At 37.9% G+C, this 23,755-nt stretch carries 27 protein-coding genes, 3 tRNA genes and 1 other RNA gene; 13 read left to right on the forward strand and 18 right to left on the reverse strand.

All coding sequences use genetic code 11. The features are described 5' to 3' along the window. Position 1: 1 nt before the first annotated feature. The 6 genes from FCU45_RS01195 to pseB are packed head-to-tail and all read right to left on the reverse strand — an operon-like array spanning position 2 to position 5,249. Positions 2–607 (reverse strand): hypothetical protein, encoded by a 606-nt coding sequence (locus FCU45_RS01195; protein WP_137011464.1) that lies wholly within the window; start codon positions 605–607, stop codon positions 2–4. Continuing rightward, positions 604–1,542, reverse strand: a complete 939-nt coding sequence (locus FCU45_RS01200) for a hypothetical protein (protein WP_137011466.1) — start codon at positions 1,540–1,542, stop codon at positions 604–606. The genes FCU45_RS01195 and FCU45_RS01200 overlap by 4 nt, the downstream gene beginning before the upstream one ends. Positions 1,543–1,546: 4 nt before the next feature. Beyond that, positions 1,547–2,431 (reverse strand): LbetaH domain-containing protein, encoded by an 885-nt coding sequence (locus FCU45_RS01205; protein WP_137011468.1) that lies wholly within the window; start codon positions 2,429–2,431, stop codon positions 1,547–1,549. Between the two features lie 3 nt (positions 2,432–2,434). Beyond that, positions 2,435–3,133, reverse strand: coding sequence for a pseudaminic acid cytidylyltransferase (gene pseF / locus FCU45_RS01210; RefSeq protein ID WP_137011470.1), 699 nt, complete (start codon positions 3,131–3,133; stop codon positions 2,435–2,437). Continuing rightward, complete coding sequence (pseC, locus tag FCU45_RS01215; RefSeq protein WP_137011472.1) at positions 3,126–4,253, reverse strand: UDP-4-amino-4,6-dideoxy-N-acetyl-beta-L-altrosamine transaminase; 1,128 nt, start codon at positions 4,251–4,253, stop codon at positions 3,126–3,128. Before pseC ends, pseF begins: the two co-directional genes overlap by 8 nt. Before the next feature lie 3 nt (positions 4,254–4,256). Further along, positions 4,257–5,249, reverse strand: a complete 993-nt coding sequence (pseB, locus tag FCU45_RS01220) for a UDP-N-acetylglucosamine 4,6-dehydratase (inverting) (protein ID WP_137011474.1) — start codon at positions 5,247–5,249, stop codon at positions 4,257–4,259. A gap of 138 nt (positions 5,250–5,387) precedes the next feature. On the opposite strand from pseB, the gene fliD reads away from it, so the two are divergent. From fliD to FCU45_RS01235, 3 genes are all read left to right on the forward strand, one after another. Continuing rightward, entirely contained in the window at positions 5,388–6,752 is a 1,365-nt protein-coding gene (gene fliD, locus FCU45_RS01225) for a flagellar filament capping protein FliD (RefSeq protein ID WP_137011476.1), read from the forward strand. A 97-nt stretch (positions 6,753–6,849) separates the two neighbouring features. Further along, entirely contained in the window at positions 6,850–7,224 is a 375-nt protein-coding gene (fliS, locus tag FCU45_RS01230; protein WP_137012006.1) for a flagellar export chaperone FliS, read from the forward strand. Then, positions 7,211–7,465: a hypothetical protein gene (locus FCU45_RS01235; protein ID WP_137011478.1), complete on the forward strand. Its 255-nt coding sequence runs from the start codon at positions 7,211–7,213 to the stop codon at positions 7,463–7,465. The genes fliS and FCU45_RS01235 overlap by 14 nt, the downstream gene beginning before the upstream one ends. Here FCU45_RS01235 and FCU45_RS01240 read toward each other — a convergent pair. Both FCU45_RS01240 and FCU45_RS01245 read right to left on the reverse strand, forming a co-directional pair. After that, positions 7,460–8,155 (reverse strand): SDR family NAD(P)-dependent oxidoreductase, encoded by a 696-nt coding sequence (locus tag FCU45_RS01240; RefSeq protein WP_137011480.1) that lies wholly within the window; start codon positions 8,153–8,155, stop codon positions 7,460–7,462. The two genes, FCU45_RS01235 and FCU45_RS01240, sit on opposite strands and share 6 nt — an antisense overlap. Beyond that, a complete protein-coding gene (locus FCU45_RS01245; RefSeq protein WP_137011482.1) occupies positions 8,152–8,700 on the reverse strand; it encodes a nucleoside phosphorylase-I family protein in 549 nt (182 codons plus the stop codon). The genes FCU45_RS01240 and FCU45_RS01245 overlap by 4 nt, the downstream gene beginning before the upstream one ends. Positions 8,701–8,768: 68 nt before the next feature. On the opposite strand from FCU45_RS01245, the gene FCU45_RS01250 reads away from it, so the two are divergent. Together FCU45_RS01250 and ffs are read left to right on the forward strand one after the other, a co-directional pair. Further along, positions 8,769–9,107, forward strand: a complete 339-nt coding sequence (locus FCU45_RS01250) for an Hpt domain-containing protein (RefSeq protein WP_137011484.1) — start codon at positions 8,769–8,771, stop codon at positions 9,105–9,107. Between the two features lie 44 nt (positions 9,108–9,151). Further along, positions 9,152–9,249: signal recognition particle sRNA small type (ffs, locus tag FCU45_RS01255), an RNA gene on the forward strand. 116 nt (positions 9,250–9,365) lie between these two features. Here the strand turns inward: ffs and FCU45_RS01260 are convergent. Continuing rightward, on the reverse strand, positions 9,366–9,596 hold the full coding sequence (locus FCU45_RS01260) for a hypothetical protein (protein WP_137011487.1): 231 nt from the start codon (positions 9,594–9,596) through the stop codon (positions 9,366–9,368). Between the two features lie 67 nt (positions 9,597–9,663). Here FCU45_RS01260 and rpmI point away from each other — a divergent pair, with 67 nt between their 5' ends. Next, positions 9,664–9,855, forward strand: coding sequence for a 50S ribosomal protein L35 (rpmI, locus tag FCU45_RS01265; protein ID WP_137011489.1), 192 nt, complete (start codon positions 9,664–9,666; stop codon positions 9,853–9,855). Between the two features lie 107 nt (positions 9,856–9,962). After that, a complete protein-coding gene (gene rplT / locus FCU45_RS01270) occupies positions 9,963–10,322 on the forward strand; it encodes a 50S ribosomal protein L20 (RefSeq protein ID WP_137011491.1) in 360 nt (119 codons plus the stop codon). Positions 10,323–10,353: 31 nt separating this feature from the next. On the opposite strand, the gene FCU45_RS01275 is transcribed toward rplT, so the two are convergent. Genes FCU45_RS01275 through FCU45_RS01305 form a run of 7 tightly spaced genes read right to left on the reverse strand, consistent with a single transcriptional unit; the run spans position 10,354 to position 18,447 of the window. Further along, complete coding sequence (locus tag FCU45_RS01275; RefSeq protein WP_137011493.1) at positions 10,354–12,033, reverse strand: response regulator; 1,680 nt, start codon at positions 12,031–12,033, stop codon at positions 10,354–10,356. Then, complete coding sequence (locus FCU45_RS01280; RefSeq protein WP_137011495.1) at positions 12,033–14,009, reverse strand: methyl-accepting chemotaxis protein; 1,977 nt, start codon at positions 14,007–14,009, stop codon at positions 12,033–12,035. Before FCU45_RS01280 ends, FCU45_RS01275 begins: the two co-directional genes overlap by 1 nt. A 1-nt stretch (position 14,010) precedes the next feature. After that, positions 14,011–14,298 carry a hypothetical protein gene (locus FCU45_RS01285; RefSeq protein ID WP_137011497.1) on the reverse strand — a complete coding sequence of 96 codons (288 nt, stop codon included), beginning with the start codon at positions 14,296–14,298 and terminating at the stop codon, positions 14,011–14,013. A 59-nt stretch (positions 14,299–14,357) separates the two neighbouring features. Beyond that, a complete protein-coding gene (locus FCU45_RS01290) occupies positions 14,358–15,539 on the reverse strand; it encodes a replication-associated recombination protein A (RefSeq protein WP_137011499.1) in 1,182 nt (393 codons plus the stop codon). Positions 15,540–15,544: 5 nt separating this feature from the next. Further along, on the reverse strand, positions 15,545–16,429 hold the full coding sequence (locus FCU45_RS01295) for a pseudouridine synthase (RefSeq protein ID WP_137011501.1): 885 nt from the start codon (positions 16,427–16,429) through the stop codon (positions 15,545–15,547). After that, a complete protein-coding gene (locus FCU45_RS01300) occupies positions 16,423–17,385 on the reverse strand; it encodes a KpsF/GutQ family sugar-phosphate isomerase (RefSeq protein WP_137011503.1) in 963 nt (320 codons plus the stop codon). Before FCU45_RS01300 ends, FCU45_RS01295 begins: the two co-directional genes overlap by 7 nt. Before the next feature lie 42 nt (positions 17,386–17,427). Continuing rightward, positions 17,428–18,447, reverse strand: coding sequence for a cytochrome-c peroxidase (locus FCU45_RS01305; protein WP_137011504.1), 1,020 nt, complete (start codon positions 18,445–18,447; stop codon positions 17,428–17,430). Positions 18,448–18,625: 178 nt separating this feature from the next. On the opposite strand from FCU45_RS01305, the gene FCU45_RS01310 reads away from it, so the two are divergent. The 3 genes from FCU45_RS01310 to FCU45_RS01320 are packed head-to-tail and all read left to right on the forward strand — an operon-like array spanning position 18,626 to position 21,555. Continuing rightward, the gene (locus tag FCU45_RS01310) at positions 18,626–19,360 is read left to right on the forward strand and encodes an ATP-binding protein (RefSeq protein ID WP_137011505.1); all 735 of its coding nucleotides are present in this window, start codon (positions 18,626–18,628) and stop codon (positions 19,358–19,360) included. A gap of 2 nt (positions 19,361–19,362) precedes the next feature. Continuing rightward, complete coding sequence (locus tag FCU45_RS01315) at positions 19,363–20,727, forward strand: NAD(P)H-hydrate dehydratase (protein WP_137011506.1); 1,365 nt, start codon at positions 19,363–19,365, stop codon at positions 20,725–20,727. 48 nt (positions 20,728–20,775) lie between these two features. Next, positions 20,776–21,555 (forward strand): thiazole synthase, encoded by a 780-nt coding sequence (locus tag FCU45_RS01320; protein WP_137011508.1) that lies wholly within the window; start codon positions 20,776–20,778, stop codon positions 21,553–21,555. On the opposite strand, the gene FCU45_RS01325 is transcribed toward FCU45_RS01320, so the two are convergent. Together FCU45_RS01325 and FCU45_RS01330 are read right to left on the reverse strand one after the other, a co-directional pair. After that, a complete protein-coding gene (locus FCU45_RS01325) occupies positions 21,552–21,830 on the reverse strand; it encodes a hypothetical protein (protein ID WP_137011510.1) in 279 nt (92 codons plus the stop codon). The genes FCU45_RS01320 and FCU45_RS01325 overlap by 4 nt on opposite strands. Then, positions 21,827–23,272 (reverse strand): alanine/glycine:cation symporter family protein, encoded by a 1,446-nt coding sequence (locus FCU45_RS01330; protein ID WP_137011511.1) that lies wholly within the window; start codon positions 23,270–23,272, stop codon positions 21,827–21,829. Before FCU45_RS01330 ends, FCU45_RS01325 begins: the two co-directional genes overlap by 4 nt. A 173-nt stretch (positions 23,273–23,445) precedes the next feature. On the opposite strand from FCU45_RS01330, the gene FCU45_RS01335 reads away from it, so the two are divergent. The 3 genes from FCU45_RS01335 to FCU45_RS01345 all read left to right on the forward strand — a co-directional run bounded on the left by FCU45_RS01335 (position 23,446) and on the right by FCU45_RS01345 (position 23,744). Then, positions 23,446–23,523, forward strand: a tRNA-Pro gene (locus FCU45_RS01335). A gap of 25 nt (positions 23,524–23,548) precedes the next feature. Further along, positions 23,549–23,625: transfer RNA gene (locus FCU45_RS01340), tRNA-His, on the forward strand. Positions 23,626–23,667: 42 nt separating this feature from the next. Further along, positions 23,668–23,744: transfer RNA gene (locus FCU45_RS01345), tRNA-Arg, on the forward strand. The last annotated feature ends 11 nt before the right edge of the window (positions 23,745–23,755 follow it).

Here is a 23,755-nt window from a genome sequence, read left to right on the forward strand (position 1 = left end):
CCTAAATCAATGAAAAATAAAGGTAACCTACTGCTTCTTCATTTACAAATATTGTACTTTTAGTAAGTTTGTTATTAAAATTATTAGTAAGTTCTAATTTTAAAGTCTTATTTTTTATTTTATCCAAGTTGATTAACTTTGGATATTCAAATTTCGTAACTATCCATTTTCCATCTTTTGTTTCTGTTTCTTGTAAAAAATATTTATTCATAGAAACAGTTATCTCTGTTATGCTATCTTCTAAAATATTTTCAAAAGAGATAATCTTATCTTTAATTATTGATTGAGTACGAACTATTTCTTCACTATATTCATTTGAACATTCGATTTTAGTGTCACTTTGAGATACTACTGCATAGTATTTTGTACCATCTTGTTTAAAAGTAATTATTGAATTAATAGTTTCAAAATCTTCTTTTTTAAAGTCATTTGTTACTATTAAGTTTGCATTTGCTAAAAGCATGTCATGTGCTGCATATTTTATATCAGTCATTTTAGATACATCAAAATCATTTTTAATAGTATCTACAACTGCATCAAATATATCTGGTCCTTGAACATAAGTTCTACTGCCTTTAAAACAAAACTCTAAATCATCTTTTTTCATCTTGCACCCTCTTTTATATAATCATATAATAGATTATTTTGACTAGAAAACCATGATTCTTCTAAAATTTTGAATCTGTTTTTATTAATTATATCTGTTATATCTTCTAAATTGTCTTTTGTTAGTGTTGTTATGTTTTTGCTATTTAGATAATTAGTTAACTCATCTTGATTTTCTACGACATTTATGCAAACAAATGGTTTTGAAAAATAGATGACCTCATAAGCAGTAGTGCTGCAACTTATGATTACAAACTCGCTGCTTCTTAAAATTTCAAAATAATTTTTTGGCTGCCTATACAAGCAGTAGTTTAAATATAACTGTTTTAGTCTTATATCTACTTCTTCATAATACTCTTTAGAACACCCATTTCCTAAAACAATATTGTAGTGCATAGCAGAAGGTAAAAAAGGCAAGATTTTATAGGTTATATGCCCTACATCGCTCCCACCGATGCTAATGAAAATGTTCTTTTTTTTAATATCTATACTTTTCTCAGCTTTTATCTCTTTTCTAAAAAGCATATTCTCTAGACCCAAAAAATATCTTGTTTGCTCATTCTTGTTTTTATATTTTTCTGGTGCATATGGGTTAAAATTAACAATGGCATCTACTGTTGGATTTAGAAATTTATAGTCAAAATATACTATTTTAAAATATTTATTTAACTCTTTTATTTCATTTTGACTTACATCGTAGTTGTCTATTATTATCATCTTTACTAATTTTTTTTGTAAAAATTCAATTATTTTATTAATAGAGTCTGTTTTAATATGTAAAATATCTATTTTTTCTAACTTTATAAAATCACTATTTGTAAAATAAGTTACACTCTGCTTCTCTTCTAAAAGTTTTTCATATAAACCAAACATTCTGTAGAAATGGCCAAAACCACTTTCTGGATTTATCGGCGTCCATATGGCTATATCGTACATGAGTTTATTTTTGACCTTTAAAATAGTTTTTTACATTCAAACTATGGTTCATTGCAAAGTTTCCTGAAACAACTCCACCATCTTTTACATCTTTAATTACAACACTGCCTGCTTTAACATCAACGTTTTTTCCAAGAGTAATGTTTTCTCTTATTACAGATGAAGTGCCAATAATGCTTCCGTCTCCAACTTGAGCATTTTTAGCTACAACACAATTCCCGAGTACTCTGCAATTTTTACCAACTACAGCCTCATGTCCAATTGTTGTTGAAATTCCGATTATTGAATAATCACCTATTTTAGTGGGCATATTTGGAAAAACAGATTTAACAACAACAGCGTTAGAGAGTATTGTCACATTATTACCTATTGTAACTACTCCGGCATGTCTTATAAATATATTATTTTTTTCTTTTTCCATATAAAGGACACCATCATTCCCAAGTATAGCCCCGGCATCAATAAAGCAACCATTACCTATAAAAACATTATCCTTAATAATTACATTATCAGATATTACGCTGTTATTTCCTATGTAGCTTTTATCAGACACTATAGCAGTTGGAGCAATGTTCACATTGCTGCCAACTCCGTAATCGCGGTTAATATTTAGTAAATTGTTTTCTCTTAATAAATTATATATCTCAAAAAAAGTGTTTCTTGGTTCTTCGGTGATACAAATCCCTTTTTTGCTATCTATCGTGTATTCTAATAAATCTTTTTTTATTATTATTGATGATATGCTATCATTTTTTAGAGCTATATTTAAATAGTTTAAATTGTCGCAAAATGTCAGGACATGTCTACCCGTGCTATCTGAATAACCAAGCTCATTAAAGATCCCGTTTATGTGTATATTTTCTAATGGCATATAGTCTGATAACTGCATAAGTTAAATTCCTTTTTTATAGATTACTTCATACATGTACTCGGTTCTCTCCCAATCCTCTAAAGTATCTATGTCTTGAACTAAATATCTTGGAAGTATAATCGGCATACTATCCTTTGAAAACATTATATCGTCACTCTTTTTATTTAGGTTTTTCCAGTAAAACTGCCCCGCATCTTGATAAGCCTCTTCTAGGTCCTGACTTCTTTTACTGAAATTTTCTCTCCAGAACATTTCGCATCTTCCGTCTTTATCAATTTTAAAAGTACGCCAGATAGGAAAAGGCATAGAAGTTGCAGAAAAAGCGTTAATGGCATCTGAGTTTTTAAGTGCTTCAAACCCTTCTATTAAATATTTCGCCTGCAAAAGCGGTGCGGTTGCATAGATAGTACAAACATAATCAAACTCTTCACCATGCTCTTTTAAATAATCAATAGCATGCTTAACCACATCACCCGTACCCGTAAAATCATCGGAGAGTTCTTTTGGTCGCAAAAATGGAACTTCTGCACCATACTCTTTTGCTATTTTTGCTATCTCTTCATCATCAGTCGTTACAATAATCTTCTCAAAAAGATTTGATTCTAAAGCTGCTTTTATACTATATGCAATAAGCGGCAGTCCGTGGAAATCTTTGATGTTTTTTTTTGGAATTCTTTTACTGCCGCCGCGTGCAGGAATAATTGCTACGGCTCTAGCCATTTAGCACCTCCAGCAAAGTTTTAATAACATAATCTTGTTCCTCATCACTAAGAGAAGGGTACATTGGAAGTGAGAAGCACTCTTCGTAATATTTATCCATTACCGGCGTATGCTCATTCCCATAACCTAAATTTTTATAATATGGCTGTTTATTTATTGGAATATAGTGCAGTTGAATGCCTATACCTTTTTCTCTGAGTTTAATAAACAGCTCCTCTTTTGAGACATTTATCTTTGTAAAGTCAACAAGAACAACATAGAGATGGTATGAAGAGTTGCCATCAAATGTGTATAACGGTTGTACGATTGTACCTTTAAAGGCACTGTCATAAGTTTTTGCGATCTCTTTTCGTCTTGCTATAAAACTCTCTAATCTGTTTAACTGAGATAAACCTAAAGCACACTGTATATCTGTAATACGATAGTTGTATCCAAGTTCTCTCATCTCATACTCCCACGGTTTCATATCTGGCGTCTTGACCATACCATGGGCTCTTAGCATTAAAAGTTTTTCATATATCTCTTTAGAGTTTGTGGTGATTGCTCCGCCTTCTGCGGTGGTAATGTGTTTTACTGGATGAAAAGAGAAGATAGACATATCGCTATTTGCACAGCTTCCGGCTTTAATCCCATTGTAAGCTGCACCGATGGCGTGGGCACAATCTTCTAGTATGGCGACTTTGTATGTCTCTCTTAGATGTTTTAATCTGCCTTGGTTTAGAGGATTGCCTGAAAATGCGACTGCATATATAGCTTTAATTGTTGAATCTTTTTTTAACTCTTCTTCACATAGATCCAAATCAATATTTCCGTCTTTTGTAATATCTACAAAGATTGGCTTTGCTCCCACATATAAAATAGAGTTAGAAGTGGCTAAAAATGAGTTTGGAGTTGTTAATACTTTATCGCCTTTGTTTAATAACACTAAAGAGGCTAAGTGCAGAGCAGTTGTTCCGTTTGAAACAGCTACGCAATACTTCACATCACTGAATTTTGCAATAGCATCTTCAAACTCTTTTACTTTTGGTCCTGTAGTAAGATAGTCCGATTTTAAAGTTTTTACCACTACATCTATATCATCTTGGGTAATATTTTGCTTACCGTAGGGAATAAAATTCAACTATTAACCTTTTTTAAGCATTTCTAAAAATTGCTCATTGGTAAGCCACTCGGTATTGTTGCCGGAGTTGTACTCAAACCCTTGTGCTACCGGAATACCTTTTTCCCCGATTTTGTTTGTCGTAAAATCACACTTATGCGCGAATTGTATCGTTGGCTTGATAACATAATGATCATGAAATTCTAATGTCAAATGACTATCATCAGCCGGACACATAATCTCATGAAGTTTCTCACCTGGGCGGATACCTATAATTTTATGAGGCATGTTAGGTGCCACTGCTTTTGCTAAATCCGTCATCTTCATTGATGGGATTTTTGGGATAAATATCTCTCCGCCGTACATTCTCTCAAAGTTTTTAAGGACAAAATTTACGCCATCTTCCAGCGTGATTAAAAATCTTGTCATCTTCTCATCCGTAATAGGCAGCTCAGTAGCACCTTCAGCGATTAGTTTATTGAAAAATGGTATTACGGAGCCCCTTGAACCCGTAACATTTCCATATCTAACAACTGAAAATCTAGTTTTTCTATCGCCCACCATGTTGTTAGCAGCTACGAAAAGTTTGTCCGATGCCAGCTTAGTAGCGCCGTAAAGGTTTATAGGATTTGCAGCTTTATCGGTAGAGAGTGCTATTACTTTTTCTACACTGTTTTTAATAGCTGCTCTTATGACATTCTCAGCACCGTTAATATTTGTCTTGATACACTCCATGGGGTTGTATTCGGCAACAGGTACATGTTTTAGGGCTGCTGCATGTATGACAAAATCAACATTGTACATCGCTTCGCTAAGCCTATCTAAATCCCTTACATCGCCTATAAAATATCTCATACATTTATCTGTAAATACCTGAGCCATTTCATACTGCTTAAGCTCATCTCTGCTAAATATTATTATTTTATTCGGCTTGTATTTTTGCAGTAAAATTTCTGTGTATTTTTTTCCGAAACTTCCTGTTCCACCGGTAATAAGAATATTTTTGCCATTAAACATGAACAAGCCCGCCTTTTGCATTTACTTAATTGTACAGCAAAAAGAGTGCCACATAAATTTAAAGAAATAATAGTTTTGGTCGATCTAGAGTGTATAAAATTTATAAATAATTGAAGATTATTTTCAAAAGGATTTATTATGGCTATCAGTTCACTTGGTGTCGGTTCGAGTATTTTGACACAGGATGTTTTAGATCAGTTGAGAGAAGCTGATGAGGCGCAGTTTATAAGACCTGTAGATTTATCAATTACAAATGAAAATGATAAGAAGAAAGCGCTTGAGCTTGTAGATGCTAACATGACAAATTTGATAGACAGCATCGATGCTCTTAAGACGCCTCTTTTATATGATGAGCGCACTACTTCAGTGGCGGGAACATCGGTTGAAGTGACGGCAGCTGCAAACAGTGATATTCAGGACTTTACTCTTGACGTTGTCAATTTGGCAACAAAACAGATAGAGCAGTCCGGCACTTTTGCTTCGGCAGATGAGTTTGTTGGAAGCGGGGGTCAGATAAATCTTAACATTGACGGACAAGATTTTCTAATAGACTATACTGCAACAACAACCCTTACAGAGTTAAAAGACCTTATAAATGATGCTGCAGGGGAGAAAGTAGATGCGACAATTGTTCAGATTAGCAGTGGGCAATTTAGTTTGTTTGTTAGCTCTGTAGATACGGGAACAACACAAGATATAACAATATCAGATGTCACGGGTACTTTAGATTCTAGTTTAACAACAGGCTTAACGGCTGTTCAAACCGGAGTTGATGCAAACTTTACCTTTAACGGTCAGCCGATCACTAGAACCAGCAATAATATTACAGATCTGATTACAGGGCTTGATATAACGCTAAAAGAGGTTGGAAGTTCTACAGTCAGTGTCGCACAGGATCGTGACGGTATTATGACGAAAATAGATAGTTTTGTTGAGAAGTACAATGCGGCTATAACCGAGTTGTCTAAAGTTACAAAGTCCAGTACAGAGAGTGATGAACGCGGTATCTTCTCAAGCGAGAGTACTATAAAAAGAATGATGCGTGACATTGAAAATATGTTCAGTACGGTTGGCGGAGGTGTCGGAACTATGTCTGATTTTGGTTTTGACGTAGATAAAGATGGAAAAATGAGCGTAGATAAGGATGTTTTAAATGCTAAACTGGACGAGAATTCAACTAATGTAGAAGCATTTTTTTCCGGCGGCATGTTTACTAATGCAGATGGAACTCAAACCGAGGTAAGCGGTGTTTTTAATGAAATGTCAGTAACCGTAGGACAATATACTACATATAATGCAACTCTTGATCAGTTTAAAGATTCTATAAACGATAGGATAGGCGCACTAGAAGAGAGAAAAACGTCGGCAACAGAGAGACTTGATGCAAAGTATGAAATTTTAGCAAAGCAGTACGCTGCATACGATGCTATGATAGCAAAGCTAAATAACGCTTCGGCCATGTTTACTGAGATGGCAAATACATCAAACGACTATAGCAGTTAATTTGTTACGAAAGATTAAAAAAAGTCTTTAAAATACCGATGTATTGGATATGAAAGAAAGTCAAGAAGAAGATAAAAGAAGTGAAAAAGGATTTGATATGTATGGTAATGTAGCTCATAATATTTACGCACAAAATAATGTTGGGATAGAGTCTCCTGCTAAATTAATAGAGATGTTGTACGAAGGGGTTCTACGTTTTAACGCTCAGGCAAAAAAGGCGATCAAAGATGGCGATATCGAGAAGAGGGTTTACTGGATAAACCGCTCTGTTGCCGTGATTACTGAGCTTATTGCCGTCTTAGATATGAAGGGTGGGCGTGTAGCGCAATATCTCGAGGGGCTTTATAATTATGAGATACAGCTTTTAAATGAAGCAAATCTTAAAAAAGACGAGTCAAGACTTGATGAGGTCAGCAATGTATTCAAGGGGTTGTTAGAAGCTTGGAGAGAGACCACAAATGTGGCTAAATAAGCTAAAAATAGCAATTATTGAGAAAAATCCAAATGCTTTGGGTAAGCTTTTGGATGATGTTCCGCAACTCCAAGATCCAAAAGAGATCCAAGAGGCGATATATCTTTTAAAAGAGGCGACCTCTTTGATGGAGAGCCTTCGAGATGAGACAAAAGCATCTATGAAGCAGATAAAGAAAAATCTTGATTTTCTGCGCTCTACAGATATTCCCACATCTAAAAAACTAGATATAAGGTCATAGTTTTTTCTTAGATATTCCAAAATTTAGACTTCTGATAGTATACTCACTTACAACCGCACCTTTTCTCATACTAAGAATATGCTCAAGAGCATCGGCAATATCTGATGAGAGAAGCTTCTCATCTTCATGATGGCTTGTCTCAAATCTAAGAGCGTTGTAAAAGTTGCTATGCGTCATATCCGGATTTATGTTCGTAACGCTCAGAGAACTCTTTCTGGTCTCCTCAAAAAGAGAGTCTCCAAAGGCTTTAAGCCCCGCTTTTGTAGCACCGTAAACTCCTGCAAATTTACTTGACCTAAGCGCTTCTATGGAGTTTATGTTTATAAGATAGCCGCTGTTTTTTTTCAAGTTGCGAAGCAGGGCATTCGCAAGAAGCATCGGAGCGGTAAGATTTAAAAACACCATGTCGGTGATAGTTTTGTTGTCTAGCTCTTCATGAGGTTCAAACCTGCCGAACCCGGCGCAGTTTACAAGCATATATATATCTTCGTTTGATAGTTTTTTGCAAGTTGCAAGGGTTGACTTCTCATCTGAGAGGTCTGCTTGAAGCGGCGTGAAATTTTGGGAGTCAAAATCCTCTTTTTTAACGCCTCTGCTGACTCCTATAACCTTATAATCAAGCAGTAGCAATCTTCTTGCGATCTCTTTTCCTATACCGCTGCTTGCTCCTGTGACCACGACTTTTCTCATCTTGCAACCTCTTTAATAATCTCATCAACTACATTTAAGATCAATTTTTTAGTACCATCTTTCGTAACTCTATTTGGCTCAAAATGATCGCTTACAACCTTGAAGATGAAGCAGTTTTGCTTCTCTTTTAGGGCTTCATAAAAGCCAAACGACTCCATATCCACTATCTCGTATTGATCTTTGGATATCTCTTCATTAGTGCATGTTATAGAGTGCAGGGAGCTTTTGTTGAGAGTATGGCTTGCCCCTCTGTATATAATTGAGCCGATATTGAGCAGAGTACCTATCTTATGACTCTTATTCGCTCCGCAGATACCCACATTGATAAACCTATCTTCGCTGCTGTGAGAAAACTTTTTTAAAAGAAATGTGGCGGCTTTTTTTGCAGACTTTACTCCGACCCCGCTAACAATCACTCTGAAGTTCTCATTTTCAAAAATGGTGTAGCCATCAGAACTTGTTTTAGTAAGGCTGTATTTCTCAACAAATGCCTGAGCTTCCGATTTTAGAGCTGTTACAATATATAGCATGGCGTATTGTATCAAAAATGCCGTTTTTTACGGTAGAATTATCTATGTAGGCTTTTATAATAAAAGGGTGAAAGGATTTGGTTATGTTTGTTTTAAATGTTGATTATTCAAATTTGGACTATGACAATCTAGCGCTCTTAATAGGGGTGAAAAGCAGATATATTCCTATGATAGTTGAGAGTTTTTTAAAAGAGACAGACTCGATTCTAGAGACTCTTGAGAAATCTATACAGAGCAAGGATTATGATAAGATAAGATCAAATGCACATGCCATAAAGGGGAGTGCCGGAAATATAAAATTTAACGAGATATATGAGATGGCAATGGAGATGGAGCAAGCAGCTGCAAAACAAAACAGCGAGTTTGATTATAAACTATATTTGGGTGCCATAAAAAGTGCCGTAGGTACAATATCTCTTTGATTCTTTGTTTAATTTAACTTTTTTGGCTATAATTGCGTCGCTTCTCTTTAGACCTGTGCAATAGTGCTTTGAGGTACTGTGTCAGGGTAGGAATACAGCAGCACGCCTTAGAGTGTTATGTGCCGCAGGTATCTGGAGGGAAGTACTTTAAAGACAATGCTTTTGCTAAATTTCTTCGTTGAAATTAAGTGAATTTTCGTCATTTACCACAAGTAAACTCCTCAAATTAACTTAATTTCGCCTCGAACTTTAACAAAATCATTTGTCGTTTCTATGTTTTGAGATCCCGCACGCCTGATTCGGCTTTGGAGGATTGTTCTTTAAGTAGGTCAGATCTTCTAGCGTCTGTGCAAGAACTCTTTTTTGTTGCAGCAGGGGCAGCATTTGGTTGTCTTTTTCATTCATCGGCAGACTCATATCCATAAGTATTGTCTCTACCTCTTTATCCAGATCTTGCAGCGCGTTATTTATATGTTTGATTGAATTCATAGTGTGAGTATAACAAAAATTAAAAAAATTTGGGTATAATTTCGCTTCAATTTACAAAGGAGTTTCGATGCCAAAGATGAAATCGGTTAAAGGCGCTGTAAAGCGTTTTAAAGTTAAGAAAAACGGCACTGTTAAGCGCGGTACAGCGTTTAGAAGCCATATCTTGACAAAACAAGATTCAGATACTCGCACAAAGCAAAACAGACCAAAAGTCGTTGCAAAAGTTGATGAAAAAAACATTAAGGCTATGATCAACTAATTTTAGTTGATTGTTAAATCTCCAGCAAAATAGTGCTGGGCAAGACCACCTAAGATGTGGCACCTTGAACACGAGAGAGTGTCTGGGTAAAGAAAAAAGGAAATAGAATGCCAAGAGTAAAAACAGGTGTTGTTCGCAGAAGAAGACACAAAAAAATATTAAAACTTGCAAAAGGTTTTTATAGCGGACGTCGTAAACACTTCCGTAAAGCAAAAGAGCAGTTAGAGCGCTCAATGTACTACTCATTCCGTGACCGCAAGCAGAAAAAACGTGATTTCCGTAAACTATGGATCATCCGTATCAACGCTGCATGTCGTCTTAACGGTATGAACTATTCAACATTCATAAACGGTATGAAAAAAGCAGGCATCGAGCTTGACCGTAAAGTACTTGCTGATATGGCGATGAATGATGCAGCAGGCTTTAGTGCAGTTGCAACAGCATCAAAAGCAGCATTATCAAAGTAGAGTCAATAAGCAGGGTGTGACTTCGGTCGCACTACGCTTTATGCAAAAAAAGAACGCTGGTTCCCTCTGAGTTATAATAGAGTCCAAGCGAAGATTGTCTTGAGATATAGATCCCTCTTCCGTTAAAATTATCCCTATCTTTAAAAATTTCACGTAAAATAGTGGTATTAAAACCTTGACCCTCATCTTTTATAAGTGTAGCCATATATCTACTTGAATTTGCCTCTATGATATCGATGGTCACAGTTATCTCTTTTTTGCAACTCTTTTGGAGCTCTTCAAGTGTAGTAAAATAGATATCTTCACTTAGCAGCCTATGCTTTGTTTTAGCGTCAAGACCAAGATTTCCGTGCTCGTAAGCGTTCATAAAGAGCTCAGAGAAAACTACACCGGCATTATATGCCAGCTTATAGTTTGTGGTAAAACCGCTCCAGATATCCGTATACCAGTCATTAGCCTCTTCAACTGCATTTAAAGTGCTCTCAAAAGTTTTTGTAATACGTTTCTCTTTTTGGCTCGAAGGAAGCTGGTTTATAAATATGAAGGTCATATCATCCTCCTGAGCATCTATCTTGTATAAAAGCTTCTCTTTTAGTTCATCTTTTGTAAAAGAGCGCAGAAAATCGTTCTCAATAAAGTTCGCGTAGAGTTTACCTTTTTCTCTAACACTATTCTCTACTAAGCCGTCACTATAAAATAGGAGTTTTGTGATTTTGGAAATATCTGTTTCAGATATCGCGAATTGATCGGTAAATTTGCTCATAGGAGGATTGTTTGATCTGATTTTTATTACTTCGTTGTCAATGGACTGCGTAAGTGATGGCGGCATTGCAAATTTTGAATATATCATAGTTGAATTTTTATAGTCCATTACTATAAATTCTGTTGAGAGAGCCTCTTCATCAAGAATGATCGGTTTTATATACTCCAGAGACGATTCTATCAATCTTTTTAATGAAAAATCTTCCCCCATTTTATCTACAGCATGGTTTACATAAGCAGTCAGAAGCATTGAACTGAGCGATGCAGAGAGACCTTTGCCCATCCCATCGACAATAAAGTAAAATACTCTCTCTGCACATATTTTTCTTGCACTGTAAGCATCCCCGCTTAAAATATCTAATGGTTTATATAAAAAATCAACAAGTGTTGTCTGTTCTGTATCTAGCATTTTGTAATAAAAGTCGTTTCTTACGATATTTAGCTCTTTTGAGAAAGCCAGATCTTCCTGATACGAGTTATACTCCTCTTTTCTCTCAAGCTCTCTTATCTTTTTCTCTCTCTGCTCTTTGAGATAGTTGCCCGCAAAGATAAGCTTTGAAACATTCTCTATGGCCTGCATAACTTCAGATACGATTATTGGTTTTTTTAAAAAGTTGTTGACGTTTAGCTGGAGAGCTTGAACTATAACGTCAATATCTTGTATGGCGGAGACTAGAATGATCGGAATCTCTTTATCGCCATCTCTTATTTTTTTGATCATCTCTATGCCGTTTAGTACAGGCATATCGTAGTCAACGATAATTAGATCGATCTTTTGATTTTGAAACTTCTCATACCCATCTTCGCCGTTATCAGCAAGGATGATATTCGCTACAAGGTCTTCAAAGATGGATTGATAAAGAAGCTGTGTGGTTTTATTGTCTTCAACACAAAGAAGTGTTAAAGACTTTAGATAGACTAAGATTGAACTATCGATAGTACCGTTCATTAAATTCTAAATTTACTAAGTTCGTCTTGTAGTCTGCGTGCATCGTCTGAGAGTTTTGTAGCGGCATTGTCAACTAAGTTTCTATGCTCTGTATTTTTCTGCGATATCTCTATCACTTCATCCATATCGCGTATAAGCTCTTTCGTCTTTGTCGCAATATATGTACTCTGGTACATTACATCACTTGACTTGTCGGTTGTGATAGAGAGGTTCTCTTTTGTTGTTTGTGCAGATGCGATAAGGTCTTGTGCAGAATCTGCAATATTACCCATACTCTCTGATGTTTTGTTTGTCTCTTCTGAGATCTCAACAACGTTTTGAGTGATAAGATTGACATTTGCACTGATCTCACTAAGACTCTTTTGTGTTCTCTCCGCAAGTTTTCTCACCTCATCCGCAACAACCGCGAACCCTCTTCCATGTTCACCCGCACGTGCCGCTTCGATAGCCGCATTGAGTGCTAACAGATTTGTCTGGTCTGCGATATCGGAGATGATAGCCAATACGTCCTTAATGTTTTTAGCCTGTTCCGTAAGTGAAGAGACCTTTTGAACTAGGTCTTGCTGATTCTCATTACCCACCTCGATCGCTACAACTACAGAATCTAGTTTCTCTATAAAACCGTCAAGAACGCTAAATGTCTTTTTCAAATCTTCAGTAACAGTTATAGATGCCTCTTCGATAGCGTCAAGGCGTTCGCCAACTTCGCTGACTAATACATTTATATTTGATATTTTTACATCCGCAAACTCACCATTTTTAGTAAGTTCATCAACTATATCGTTTAGGTTCTTACTCTCTTTTGATGTCGTCTCAGATACGTCTTTTGCCTGATAGACACTCTGCTTGAAAGCGACGATCATTACATGCAGAGCTTTAGATATCTGGGAGATCTCATCTTTGCCCTCTACCACGACATCGCACGTTAGGTCTAGGTTGCTAGATACGCACTCTATCTTCTCCAAAGAGCTTCTAACACTTCTGTTGACGCCTCTGCTGACGATAAATATGATAGCAAAGATAACTATCGCAAATATTGAATAACCTGCAAGTGTTATGAGTGCGAGCATATTCTGCTCAGATTTTACTTTCTCCAAAAGCATGCTGTTTTGTTTAGCTAGTTCGTCATCAACCTCTTTTAGAAGGTTTATCTTTTTTGTTATAGTTTGAAACCACTCGACGCTGTTGACTCCGAAGTTGCCCTCAAGCGACTTTGTTCTGGCAATATCTCTCATCTTGTTTACCTGCTCTATGACAGGAGAGTTCATCTTTTGCGCATAGAGAGCTTTTGAACTCTCAGTAGCCATAGATTGGTAAGAGTCTAAATAGGCGTCCTGTTCAGCCACAAGAGTTATCCACTTTGCAAATACCCCCTCTCCAAACTTATCGGCGGCAAAAGTACCGCTAAGAACCGCTCTCTCAATTCCGGCACGCTCTTTTGACTTTAAGAAGTTTGTATAAGAGTCAAGTGCTTTTACCAGCTCTTGAGTATTTGCAAGTTTTGCGGTAAGAGAAATTATGTTGAGGATCTTTTTGTTCATACCGGTATAGTAAGCTACGACATCGCCCAAACCGATAGACAGAGAATCAACCTCGGAGCGTATCTGCGAAATTTTACTCATATCTGCGCTAAAAGCTGCTATTTCACTTTTGAGCTCTTGCGGGAAAGAGTCAAGATCAAGACCCTTTATATATGCTTCGAGTTCGCCATGCTCTTTTGTAGTATCTACTCTTTGCTTAGGCAGAATATCACCGAACTGCTTCCCTTTTGAACCGATAAAGCCTGCACTCGCACCGCGCTCTTTTTGAGTTTCATGAATAACCAAGCTTAACTTTTGAGAGAGTATATTTAGCTCTTGCGCTTGGGCGATAATCGCATTGTTGGTGAGGGTACTTTTGAGCGTAGTTGCAATAATAATAAGAGCGAAAGAAACAACTATTGCGGTTATAAGATTTAATTTATATTTTATTGTCATACTAGCCCCTTTTTGCTTTGAATGTAGAGACTAGATTAAGATCATCTAAAAGATGATAAAGCTGCTCATTTCCGACAATAACATTGAGGTCAATGTTGTCTTTTAGGACAAGTTTGTTAAGGTACCCTATTACAGACGATGTAATGGAGAGAGAATCTATAATCTTTAGATTGATACTCTTGTGCTCGGCAATCATATTGTCAATAGTTCTTTTAATCTCTTGAAAGTCACTTATACTTTTTATGTTGCCTGTTAAGACAAGAGTGTTTGCGGATATTTGTAGTTCCATTTTAATGCCTTGTTTCTTTCTGTTTTACAGCAGTTTATTATTAATACAATTAAAGTTAACTAAAAATTAAAAAGATTGCTTAGCCACTCCTTAATCTTCCGCTCGTAGCCAATCTCTTTGAGCTGAACAAACTTCAAAGGTTTTGATAGATATTTCTGCTTTACATACCCTCCAAAGTCGTGTGGATACAAATAGCCGCTATTGTTTTGAGTGATGTTTTTTGGAATATCCAGCATAACGCCCTCTCTTATGGCCCTTTGAGCTTCATTGATGGCCAAATATGCGGAGTTTGATTTTGGTGACGAAGCTAGATAGATGACACATTGCGCCAATATAATTCTAGCCTCAGGATAACCGATCTTTAGCACACTTGTTAAGGTTGAGGTAGCAAGAGTAAGTGCCTGCGGGTTGGCATTCCCTACATCTTCGCTGGCTAGAACAACAAGCCTTCTTGCAATAAAATCGGCACTCTCTCCACCCTCGATAAGGCGGGCAAGGTAGTAGATAGCAGCGTCCATATCAGAGCCTCTTATCGACTTTATCATCGCACTTGTAAGATCATAATGTACACCAGCTTCGCTGCTTCCTGCACTCAGAGCATTTGGTCTGAGGGATTTTAAGATCTCAAGAGTAATATGGGAATTTATATTTGAGGCAAACTCAAGCAGTTTAAGCATTGCTCTTGCATCTCCGCCGCTGCTTCGTACCAGATACTCTGCAGCATCCTCGTCACATGTAGCAGAAGCAGTTGAAATCGCTTTTTGCAGAAGCTTTTTAAGAGCGTCGTTTGATATATGGTGAAGTTCAAATAGCATAGAGCGTGAACGGATTGCAGATGTAAGTGAAAAAAATGGGTTTTCAGTAGAGGCACCGATTACTAATACAGAGTTATTTTCCATAACAGGAAGCAGGACTTCCTGCTGGTTTTTAGCCAGACGATGCACCTCGTCTATGAAAATAAGTGGTTTTTCTAGAGTGTTTTTGTATTGCTCAAAAATCTTTCTTAGCTGCTCAATTTTGATACTTGTAGCATTAAACTCATAAAACGGAAGTCCCATATCTTTTGCAATGATTCTGGCAATAGATGTTTTTCCGCATCCTGATGGTCCAAAGAAGAAGCTGTGTCCAAGTGAGCCCTTTTGACACAAGACTCTAAGCGGGGCATCTTTAGAGCTTAGATGCTCCTGTCCGATAAGTTCGTCAAAAGATTGTGGACGCAGAAGGTGGGTAAAATCATTCAATTTTACTACTTCTTTTTTGTCGGCTTTTTGCTTTTAACGGCAGGCTTCTTATTATCTTTGGAAAAGTTCTTACTCTCATCTTTTTTAAAACTTCTCTTTTCGCTGCCTTTGAACTCTTTTTGCTCCGATTTCTTCTCATCTTTTAAAAATTTTGCCAGAGCGGAGTATTCACTGCGGCTTAAAAATCTCACTTTTCCCTCTGGGAGATTATTGAGTTCGATCTCTGCAAAACTGATTCTCTTAAGGTCTACCACTTCAGCCCCGAAATGGGCAAAAAAGCGTCTTAGTTCACGGTTTTTTCCTTCGCTGAGTGCCACTTTTAAGATGGAGTAGTTAGGCTGGTTCTTCTGGATCTTATACCCTATGAAAGGTTTAAACTCCATAGCCATAACCTTAGAGTGTGAGTGCCCGCCTGCCGATGCATCATCGAGTGTCATACCTTTGAGCATCGCGTCCTCCATATCCGGAGTCACTTCGCCTTTGATCTTGATCTTGTAGATTCTCTCTAAGTCAGACTCCATAAGAGCAGATGCGACTTTTGAAGCATCGGTTAGAAGCAAAACACCCTCCGACGCGTAGTCAAGCCTACCTACCGGAATGTAATGTTTATACTCTTTGCTTAAGCTATCATAGATGGTTTTTCTGCCCTTTGGGTCGCTTTTTGTCACAAGCTCCCCTTTTGGTTTGTTGTAGACAATTACAGTATATTTGTCTCTTGGACTCACCTGTTTTCCACTTACGTAGATAATATTTACGCCCTCTATGACATCTGTTGCAGGGTTTGTCTGAATCTCTCCGTCAACTCTTACATAACCGTCTTGTATCGCCTTATCAGCTTCTCTTCTTGAGTAACTGGAGTGGTGAGCAATATATTTGTTTAATCTCACGATATACCTTTTTCAATAAGAGTATGGATGTGAAGCACTCCGACTACTCTCTTCTCTTTATCAGTTACAACTAAAAGCTGTATCTTCATATCTTCTATTATTACAAGTGCTTCGCTTGCAAGTATATTTTCATCATCAATTGTTTTTGGGTTAAGTGTTGCATACTTTAAGACGTTCTCTTGAAGAGAGAAATCTTCGCTCATAAGTGCTCTTCGTATGTCTCCATCACTTATAAGTGCTCTAAGTTTGCCTGACTCATCGGTGATTAAAACTGTTCCAATCCTGCCTTCGCTGATCTTTACAATGGCATCTTTGAGGTTCGTGTCTGCCGTTATGATTGGCAGATCTTCTGTTCTCATCAAATCTTTAACTTTTACAAATAGCTGCTTTCCCAAAGCTCCGCCAGGGTGAAACGAGGCAAAGTCACTTTTTTGAAAGTTTTTTGCCTTCATAAGACAGACTGCCAGAGCATCACCGAGTGCGAGTGTCAGAGTGGTTGAACTAGTAGGTGCGATGTTCAGCGGGCAAGCCTCTTTCTCAACTACTACATCTATTACAATATCGCTATATTTTCCGAGAGTAGACTCATGGTTTTTCGTCATGCCGATAAGAGGAATGTCAAATCTTTTGATATGCGGAAGTATTGAACTTAACTCTTCGCTCTCTCCACTGTAGCTGATTGCTAAAACGACATCATCCTTGCCTATCATTCCAAGATCACCGTGCAGTGCTTCGGTTGGATGCAGAAAAAAACTTGGAGTTCCGGTAGATGCAAATGTTGCTGCCATTTTTGCACCGATAAGCCCTGATTTGCCGACACCCGTAACTATAAGCTTGCCTTTGCATGCAAGGATTATGGAGACGGCTTTATCAAATACATCGCTTATATTTTTGGCGCTCTCTAGGAGTGTTTGAGCTTCAATTTGTAAGGTTTCTTGTGCTATTTGTTTGTAATTCATGATGCAATTATACCCTTTTTGGGTATAAATTGCATGAGAGATTTAGTTAATGTCAGGCTTTGGAGTTTTTGATGTAGAAGCAGGCAGTTGAGGAAGAACTACATCCGCTTTTCTGCCGTCAAGCGCTTTTAAGAACTCTTCGATAGAAGCAGCCTCTGCATCGTTGATGTCAGCTCCAAGCTGGATACGTCCCATCTCTTTGATCGCATCTTTGAGCTCCCAGATCTGACCGTTATGGAAGTATGGTGCAGTTTGAGTGATATTTCTAAGAGTAGGCACTTTTACCATACCGTTCTTGTCACCCTTGAAATCACCTACATCTTGAAACTTGTATGTTCCAGTGATGTTAAACACATTCATCGCACCGCCCAAAGCAATGCCGGTATGACATGTAGCACACCCTTTGTCCATAAATGTTTTCAAGCCATCTTTTTGAGCTTTTGTCATCGCTTTTTCATTACCGTTTAAGTAGTCATCAAATGCAGACGGAGTGACAAGAGTTCTCTCAAAAGTTGCAATAGTGTCCGCAACTTTCTCAAACGTTATTTTTGTATCTTTTCCGTAAGCTTTTTTAAACTCTTCAACATATTCAGGCATAGAAGTAACTGTCGCTACTACATGTTCAGGTGTTGCAGACATCTCAGGTGCGGCTTGAATCGGACCTTGAGCCTGAGCTTCTAAGTGAGGATCACGGCCGTCCCAGAATTGTGAGTTGAAAAAGACAGAGTTATAAACAGTCGGCGAGTTTAAGTGGTGCGGATTTGCAGTCCACTTATGACCGATCGCTGCAGGTATTCCGTCATCTCCACCCTCGCTTAGGTTGTGACAGCTGTTACAGCTTATAAAACCGCTCTTAGAGAGTCTTGGGTCGAAATAGAGCTTTTTACCAAGTTCTACCTTCTCATCTGTGATAGGGTTCTTAGGATTGTCTATAAGCTTCATAAGCTCTTTCTTATCTGTAGGAATAGGCTCTAGACCTGCTTTTTTAGCCTCTGTAGCTAAACCAGAAGCTAAAAGAGATGAAGCAGCAAATGCTATTGTTAAAACGGTTCTTTTGTACATGATGATTCCTTGTGTAAATTTGTCATAAATCTTACATTTATTCAGCTTAAGACTGTATAACAAATTTATATTATTTTCATAAATCCAAAGTATATATATTACTGTGAATAGGTCAGGAAATAGCCTTTATTTATTAGAGATAAGATATAATAATCTAAAATTTTTTAGAGGGAAAAAAATGAGAGATAAACTAGGAAAATATGTAAGCAGCATTAATACGCTTAAAGTCGAAGAGAGAGTGTTGTATTTTAACACGCTTATTTTAGCGGAAGAGGGTGCCGGCAAAACAAATCTGGCGTGCAGAATAAGAAACTATATAATTGACAGCAATGTGGCAACTCTCTATCTTGATTTTTCGAACTCGGAAATAGAAGACATAGAGCTTAGATACAAAGATGAACATTTTAATTATATAAGATTTGATGAAAGCGAAGAGTTTCAAGTAGAGTTCAATAAGCTTGTAGATGAGAAAAAACATATTTATATGGCAGTTGACCCCGCTTACTTCTCAAATAAAAGAGATATAAAAAGCAAATTGACCGATACGCTTCAGATAAAAGGACTTCTAGAAAATTACTACTATTTTTTCCATGATATTGAAAATTTAAACGGTTTTTATACAAAATTTGAAGACTTTTTACTCTATATGCTTAACTTTCTAAACCTTAAAAAGTATGGTCTTACATTCTTGGCACAGCCTCACAGCACTTTTGAAAGTCCTCAGATAAAACTTCTCTTTACATTTTTATATCTTGGAAGATGTTCAAATTTTGAGTACTTCAACACTGCGAACCTAAAAAAACTCCCTAAAAACAGATTTTTCTATCAGTACAGAACAGATTACCATACGCTTTTGTTCAACGATATAAAAAGTAATATAGTTGAGATAGACGAGTATGTCATCGAAGAGTAGTTATGCAAAAACTTTTTGATGAAGTAGCCTCTTTAGATAAAAGGTGCTATGACGAGTTTTTTTTAAGTGAAGATATTTTAATGGAGCATGCCGCTAATGGTATAGCTGCGTATATTCGTAACAATTTTAAAAAAAATTCAAAAATCGTTATAGTTTGCGGAAGCGGCAATAACGGAGCTGACGGAATCGCGCTCTCAAGGCTTCTTCATGCAGATTATGATGTTTATCTGTTCTATGCAAAAAAGCCTGCCTCAAAGATGGCGCTTCTGCAGCAAAAAAGGGCTCTTGCCATAGGCGTAAGAGAGTCTGCAGAGCTTGAGTCGTGCGACGTTTTGGTCGATGCAATAGTCGGTACGGGATTTAGCGGAGAGTTTAGCAAAGAGATCGCTTCTATAATTGACGAAATGAACGCTCTAAATGCTTTTAAGATCGCCTGTGACATACCTTCCGGATACAGGTTTTTAGCAGATATCACGCTTACAATGGGTGCGCTTAAAAAGAGTATGTTTCTGGATGGCTCAAAAGATGCGCTTGGAGATATCAGAGTAGTAGACCTTGGAGTAAGCAGAGATATATATGAGAGGGATAGCAACTGCAAGCTGCTTGATCTGGATGACCTGAGACTTCCCTCAAGGGCAAAAAAAGATTCGCACAAAGGCTCTTACGGTCATCTGGCTATTGCATCTGGGCAGATGAGCGGAGCAGGCATCATGAGCGCTCTCTCGGCACTCAGATTTGGAAGCGGGCTTGTAACGCTTGTGGGATTTGAAAAAATTGAGATACCACATACGCTAATGTACTCACATGAAGTTCCCCAAAATACAACGGCTCTTGCTTTGGGAATGGGGCTTGGCGCAGAGTTTAGTGCGCAGGAGCTGGAAAAATTTTTGGATAACGCTCTGCCTCTTGTCGCTGATGCGGATATATTTCATATGCAGGCGGTTTTGGATATTTTAAAAAGAGAAGATGTGGTTTTAACACCTCATGCAAAAGAGTTTGTCTCTCTTTTAAAAAGAGCTAATATTGCGGATATAGCGGTTGATGAGCTGCAAAAAGAGCGTTTTAAATATGTAGAGATGTTTTGCAAAAAGTATCCGCATGTCACGCTTCTTTTAAAAGGTGCTAATGTCATCATAGGCAAGGATAGTGAGTGCTTTGTAAACCCACACGGAACTCAAGCTCTTGCAAAAGGGGGAAGCGGAGACGTGCTTAGCGGTCTTATAGCATCACTTCTCTCTCAGGGCTACAGCCCTTTAGATGCTGCTATGAACGGCTCTTTGGCGCATACGAAAGCGGCGCTTCATTACAGTGGAGCTGATTATTCGCTAACGCCGGATGATTTGATAGAGGGGATATGCAAACTATAAGATTGCATATGTTATAAAACAGCAATTTAAAAAAGAGGGAACAAAATAATGGATAATATTTTAAAGATAGGGAAGTACGAACTCGGCTCTCGTCTTATTGTAGGGAGTGGAAAGTATAAAGATTTTCAAACTACAAAAGAGGCGACGTTAGCAAGCGGAAGCGAACTTATAACCGTTGCCGTGCGAAGACTAAATATAACCGATCCTGACAAAGAGAATCTTCGTGATACGTTTGCGGGAACAAATGTAAAGTTTTTGCCAAACTCTGCAGGGTGTACGACGGCAGAAGAGGCAATAACTACTTTTAGACTAACACGTGAGGCTACGGGGATCGACCTTATAAAACTGGAGGTTATCGGCGATACGCAAAAGACTCTTTATCCGGATGTATTAGAGACCATTAAAGCATGTGAAATACTCTCTAAAGAGGGCTTTACAATTATGGCATACACTTCTGATGACCCTATTATGGCAAAACGTCTTGAAGATGCAGGCGCGCATGCGATCATGCCTCTTGCCGCACCGATAGGAAGCGGTCTTGGGATCCAAAATCCGTACAATATAGTATTTATCCGTGAAGCTGTAAGCGTTCCTGTTATCGTAGATGCTGGGATAGGCTGTGCAAGCGATGCCGCATATGCGATGGAACTTGGTGCAGAGGGAGTTTTAACAAATACGGCAATAGCTCAGGCAAGTAATCCAATGATAATGGCAGAGGCTATGAAGCACGCCGTGATGGCAGGTCGTATGAGTTATCTTGCAGGAAGAATTCCTAAAAAACCCTACGCAACTGCATCTTCTCCGATTGATGGATTGATACAGTTTTAAACTTCAATATTCTTTGAGAGATGGGTAAGCAGCAGAAGTTGTCCCATCCCCTCAAAAAATCTCTCTATCCCCATACCGTCTTTGCTATTTGTAGATTTTTCAAGTGCAGTTAAAAAAACCAATTGCGACTCCTCCGAAGCCATCATAAAAGCATCTGTAATATATCTAAAAGAGAGTGTATGAACCTCACCGTTTACATCGAAGTCGATTTCCGAGTCAAGATTTATATTATGCTCTTCTAAAAAATCTATGCACCTCTGTTTTGTTTCACTCATCTAATAGCCTCATCGTCAAGTTCACCGCTTTTAAGCTTTTTAAGATAAATATCAAGCAGTTTTTTTACTTCGCCGCCGAGGATAAAAAGCCCAAGTATATTAGGCAGTGCCATAGCCAAAAGAAGCATAAAGCTAAAATCTACAAGCAAGCCGGTGCTTACAACCGTACCGATAATTGTAAGAGATAGAAAAAAGATCTTATAAATTATTGATAATTTAGAGCCAAAAAGATAAACCCATGCTCTCTCACCGTAGTATGACCAAGAGATCATAGTAGAAAAAGCAAAGAGGGTAATGCTTACAGATAGAATCGCAGGAAACCATTCAATTACCGTCCCGTAAGCTGCACTTGTCAGAGCGGCACCTTGTTTTGCTTCAATAAGAGCAACATAAGCTCCATCATGCGCATATACGCCTGTTATAACAATAACAAGCGCCGTCATGGTACATATAACGATGGTGTCTATAAAAGGTTCATAAAGAGCAACTAAACCCTGTCTGACAGGGTACTTTGTTCTAACTGGAGCGTGTGCAACCGGTGATGAACCTATTCCCGCTTCACTTGAGAATACCGCTCTTTGAAAACCCTGTATAAGAGAGCCGACAATCCCGCCGTAAACTGCACTCGTTGAAAAAGCTTCTGTAAATATAATGCTAAAAGCATCACCTATTTTTTCAAAATGAACTCCTAAAATCCATAGAGATGCGGTGATGTATATTATTGCCATAAATGGAACAAGAGTCTCGGTGATGCGGGCAATTCTTGTAACACCGCCGATGATGACGAAGCCAACCAAAGAGGCAATAATGATCCCAAAAACTATAGGGAACTCTTGAAAAAACGGTATCTCTTGTGAGATGGCGCTTAGAGCCTGCGAGACCTGAAAGGTGTTTCCCCCGCCTATCGCACCTCCGATCATAAATACTGCAAAGATCACCGCTAAAACTTTACCGAATTTTGCATACCCTTTCTTTGCCAAGCCCTTGGAGAGGTACTCCATGGCACCGCCCATAACTGTGCCGTCTTTTAAAAATTCTCTATATTGCAGCGAAAGTGTTACTTCGGTAAACTTTAGGCTCATCCCCAAAAAACCTGCAACGATCATCCAAAATGTTGCACCAGGACCGCCGATCGCGATGGCAAGAGCAACGCCAGCAATGTTTCCGAGCCCTACAGTCGCACTCAAGGCAGTAGTAAGAGCACCAAAAGATGATATCTGCCCGACATCGTCAATAGTGTTGTATCTGCCTCTTACAATGTCAAAAGAGTGTTTTAACATCCTTAAATTTATAAATCTTGTTAAAATAGTAAGATAGATACCGCCGGAAATTAACCAGATAACCAAAAAGGGCAATGTTACCCCCTCTACGCTGCCAAAAAGAATATCAAAAAATAGAACCGTCTCCAAAAAATAGTTGATACTGCTAAATACTTCACCCAAAACTAACCCTTTAAAACCATAATAATGTATTGTAACAAACTAATCTTAATCTCTTTTTGTGTCACTATTTTGAAAGTTTTTAAATATGCAAAAAATAGTATTGACTTTTTAAAAATAATTAACTATAATTTCGCCTCATTAATCAGCTGCAGAGTTGTTTTAATGAAAAGAGTCGGGGTGTAGCTCAGTATGGTTAGAGTACTTGGTTTGGGACCAAGGGGCCGAAGGTTCGAGTCCTTTCACCCCGACCACCTAATTTATATTTAAAAACGTATGGTGAGATTAGCTCAGCTGGTTAGAGCACTGGTTTGTGGTGCCGGGGGTCGCGGGTTCGAATCCCGTATCTCACCCCATAAATTAGATATAAAAACTTAATAATAACAATAAATTTTGTGGCGTCCGTGGCTCAACTGGATAGAGTTTCGGACTTCGGATCCGACGGTTATAGGTTCGAATCCTATCGGGCGCACCATTTTTGTAAAT

The sequence above is a fragment of the Sulfurimonas crateris genome (assembly GCF_005217605.1).
GTDB lineage: Bacteria > Campylobacterota > Campylobacteria > Campylobacterales > Sulfurimonadaceae > Sulfurimonas > Sulfurimonas crateris.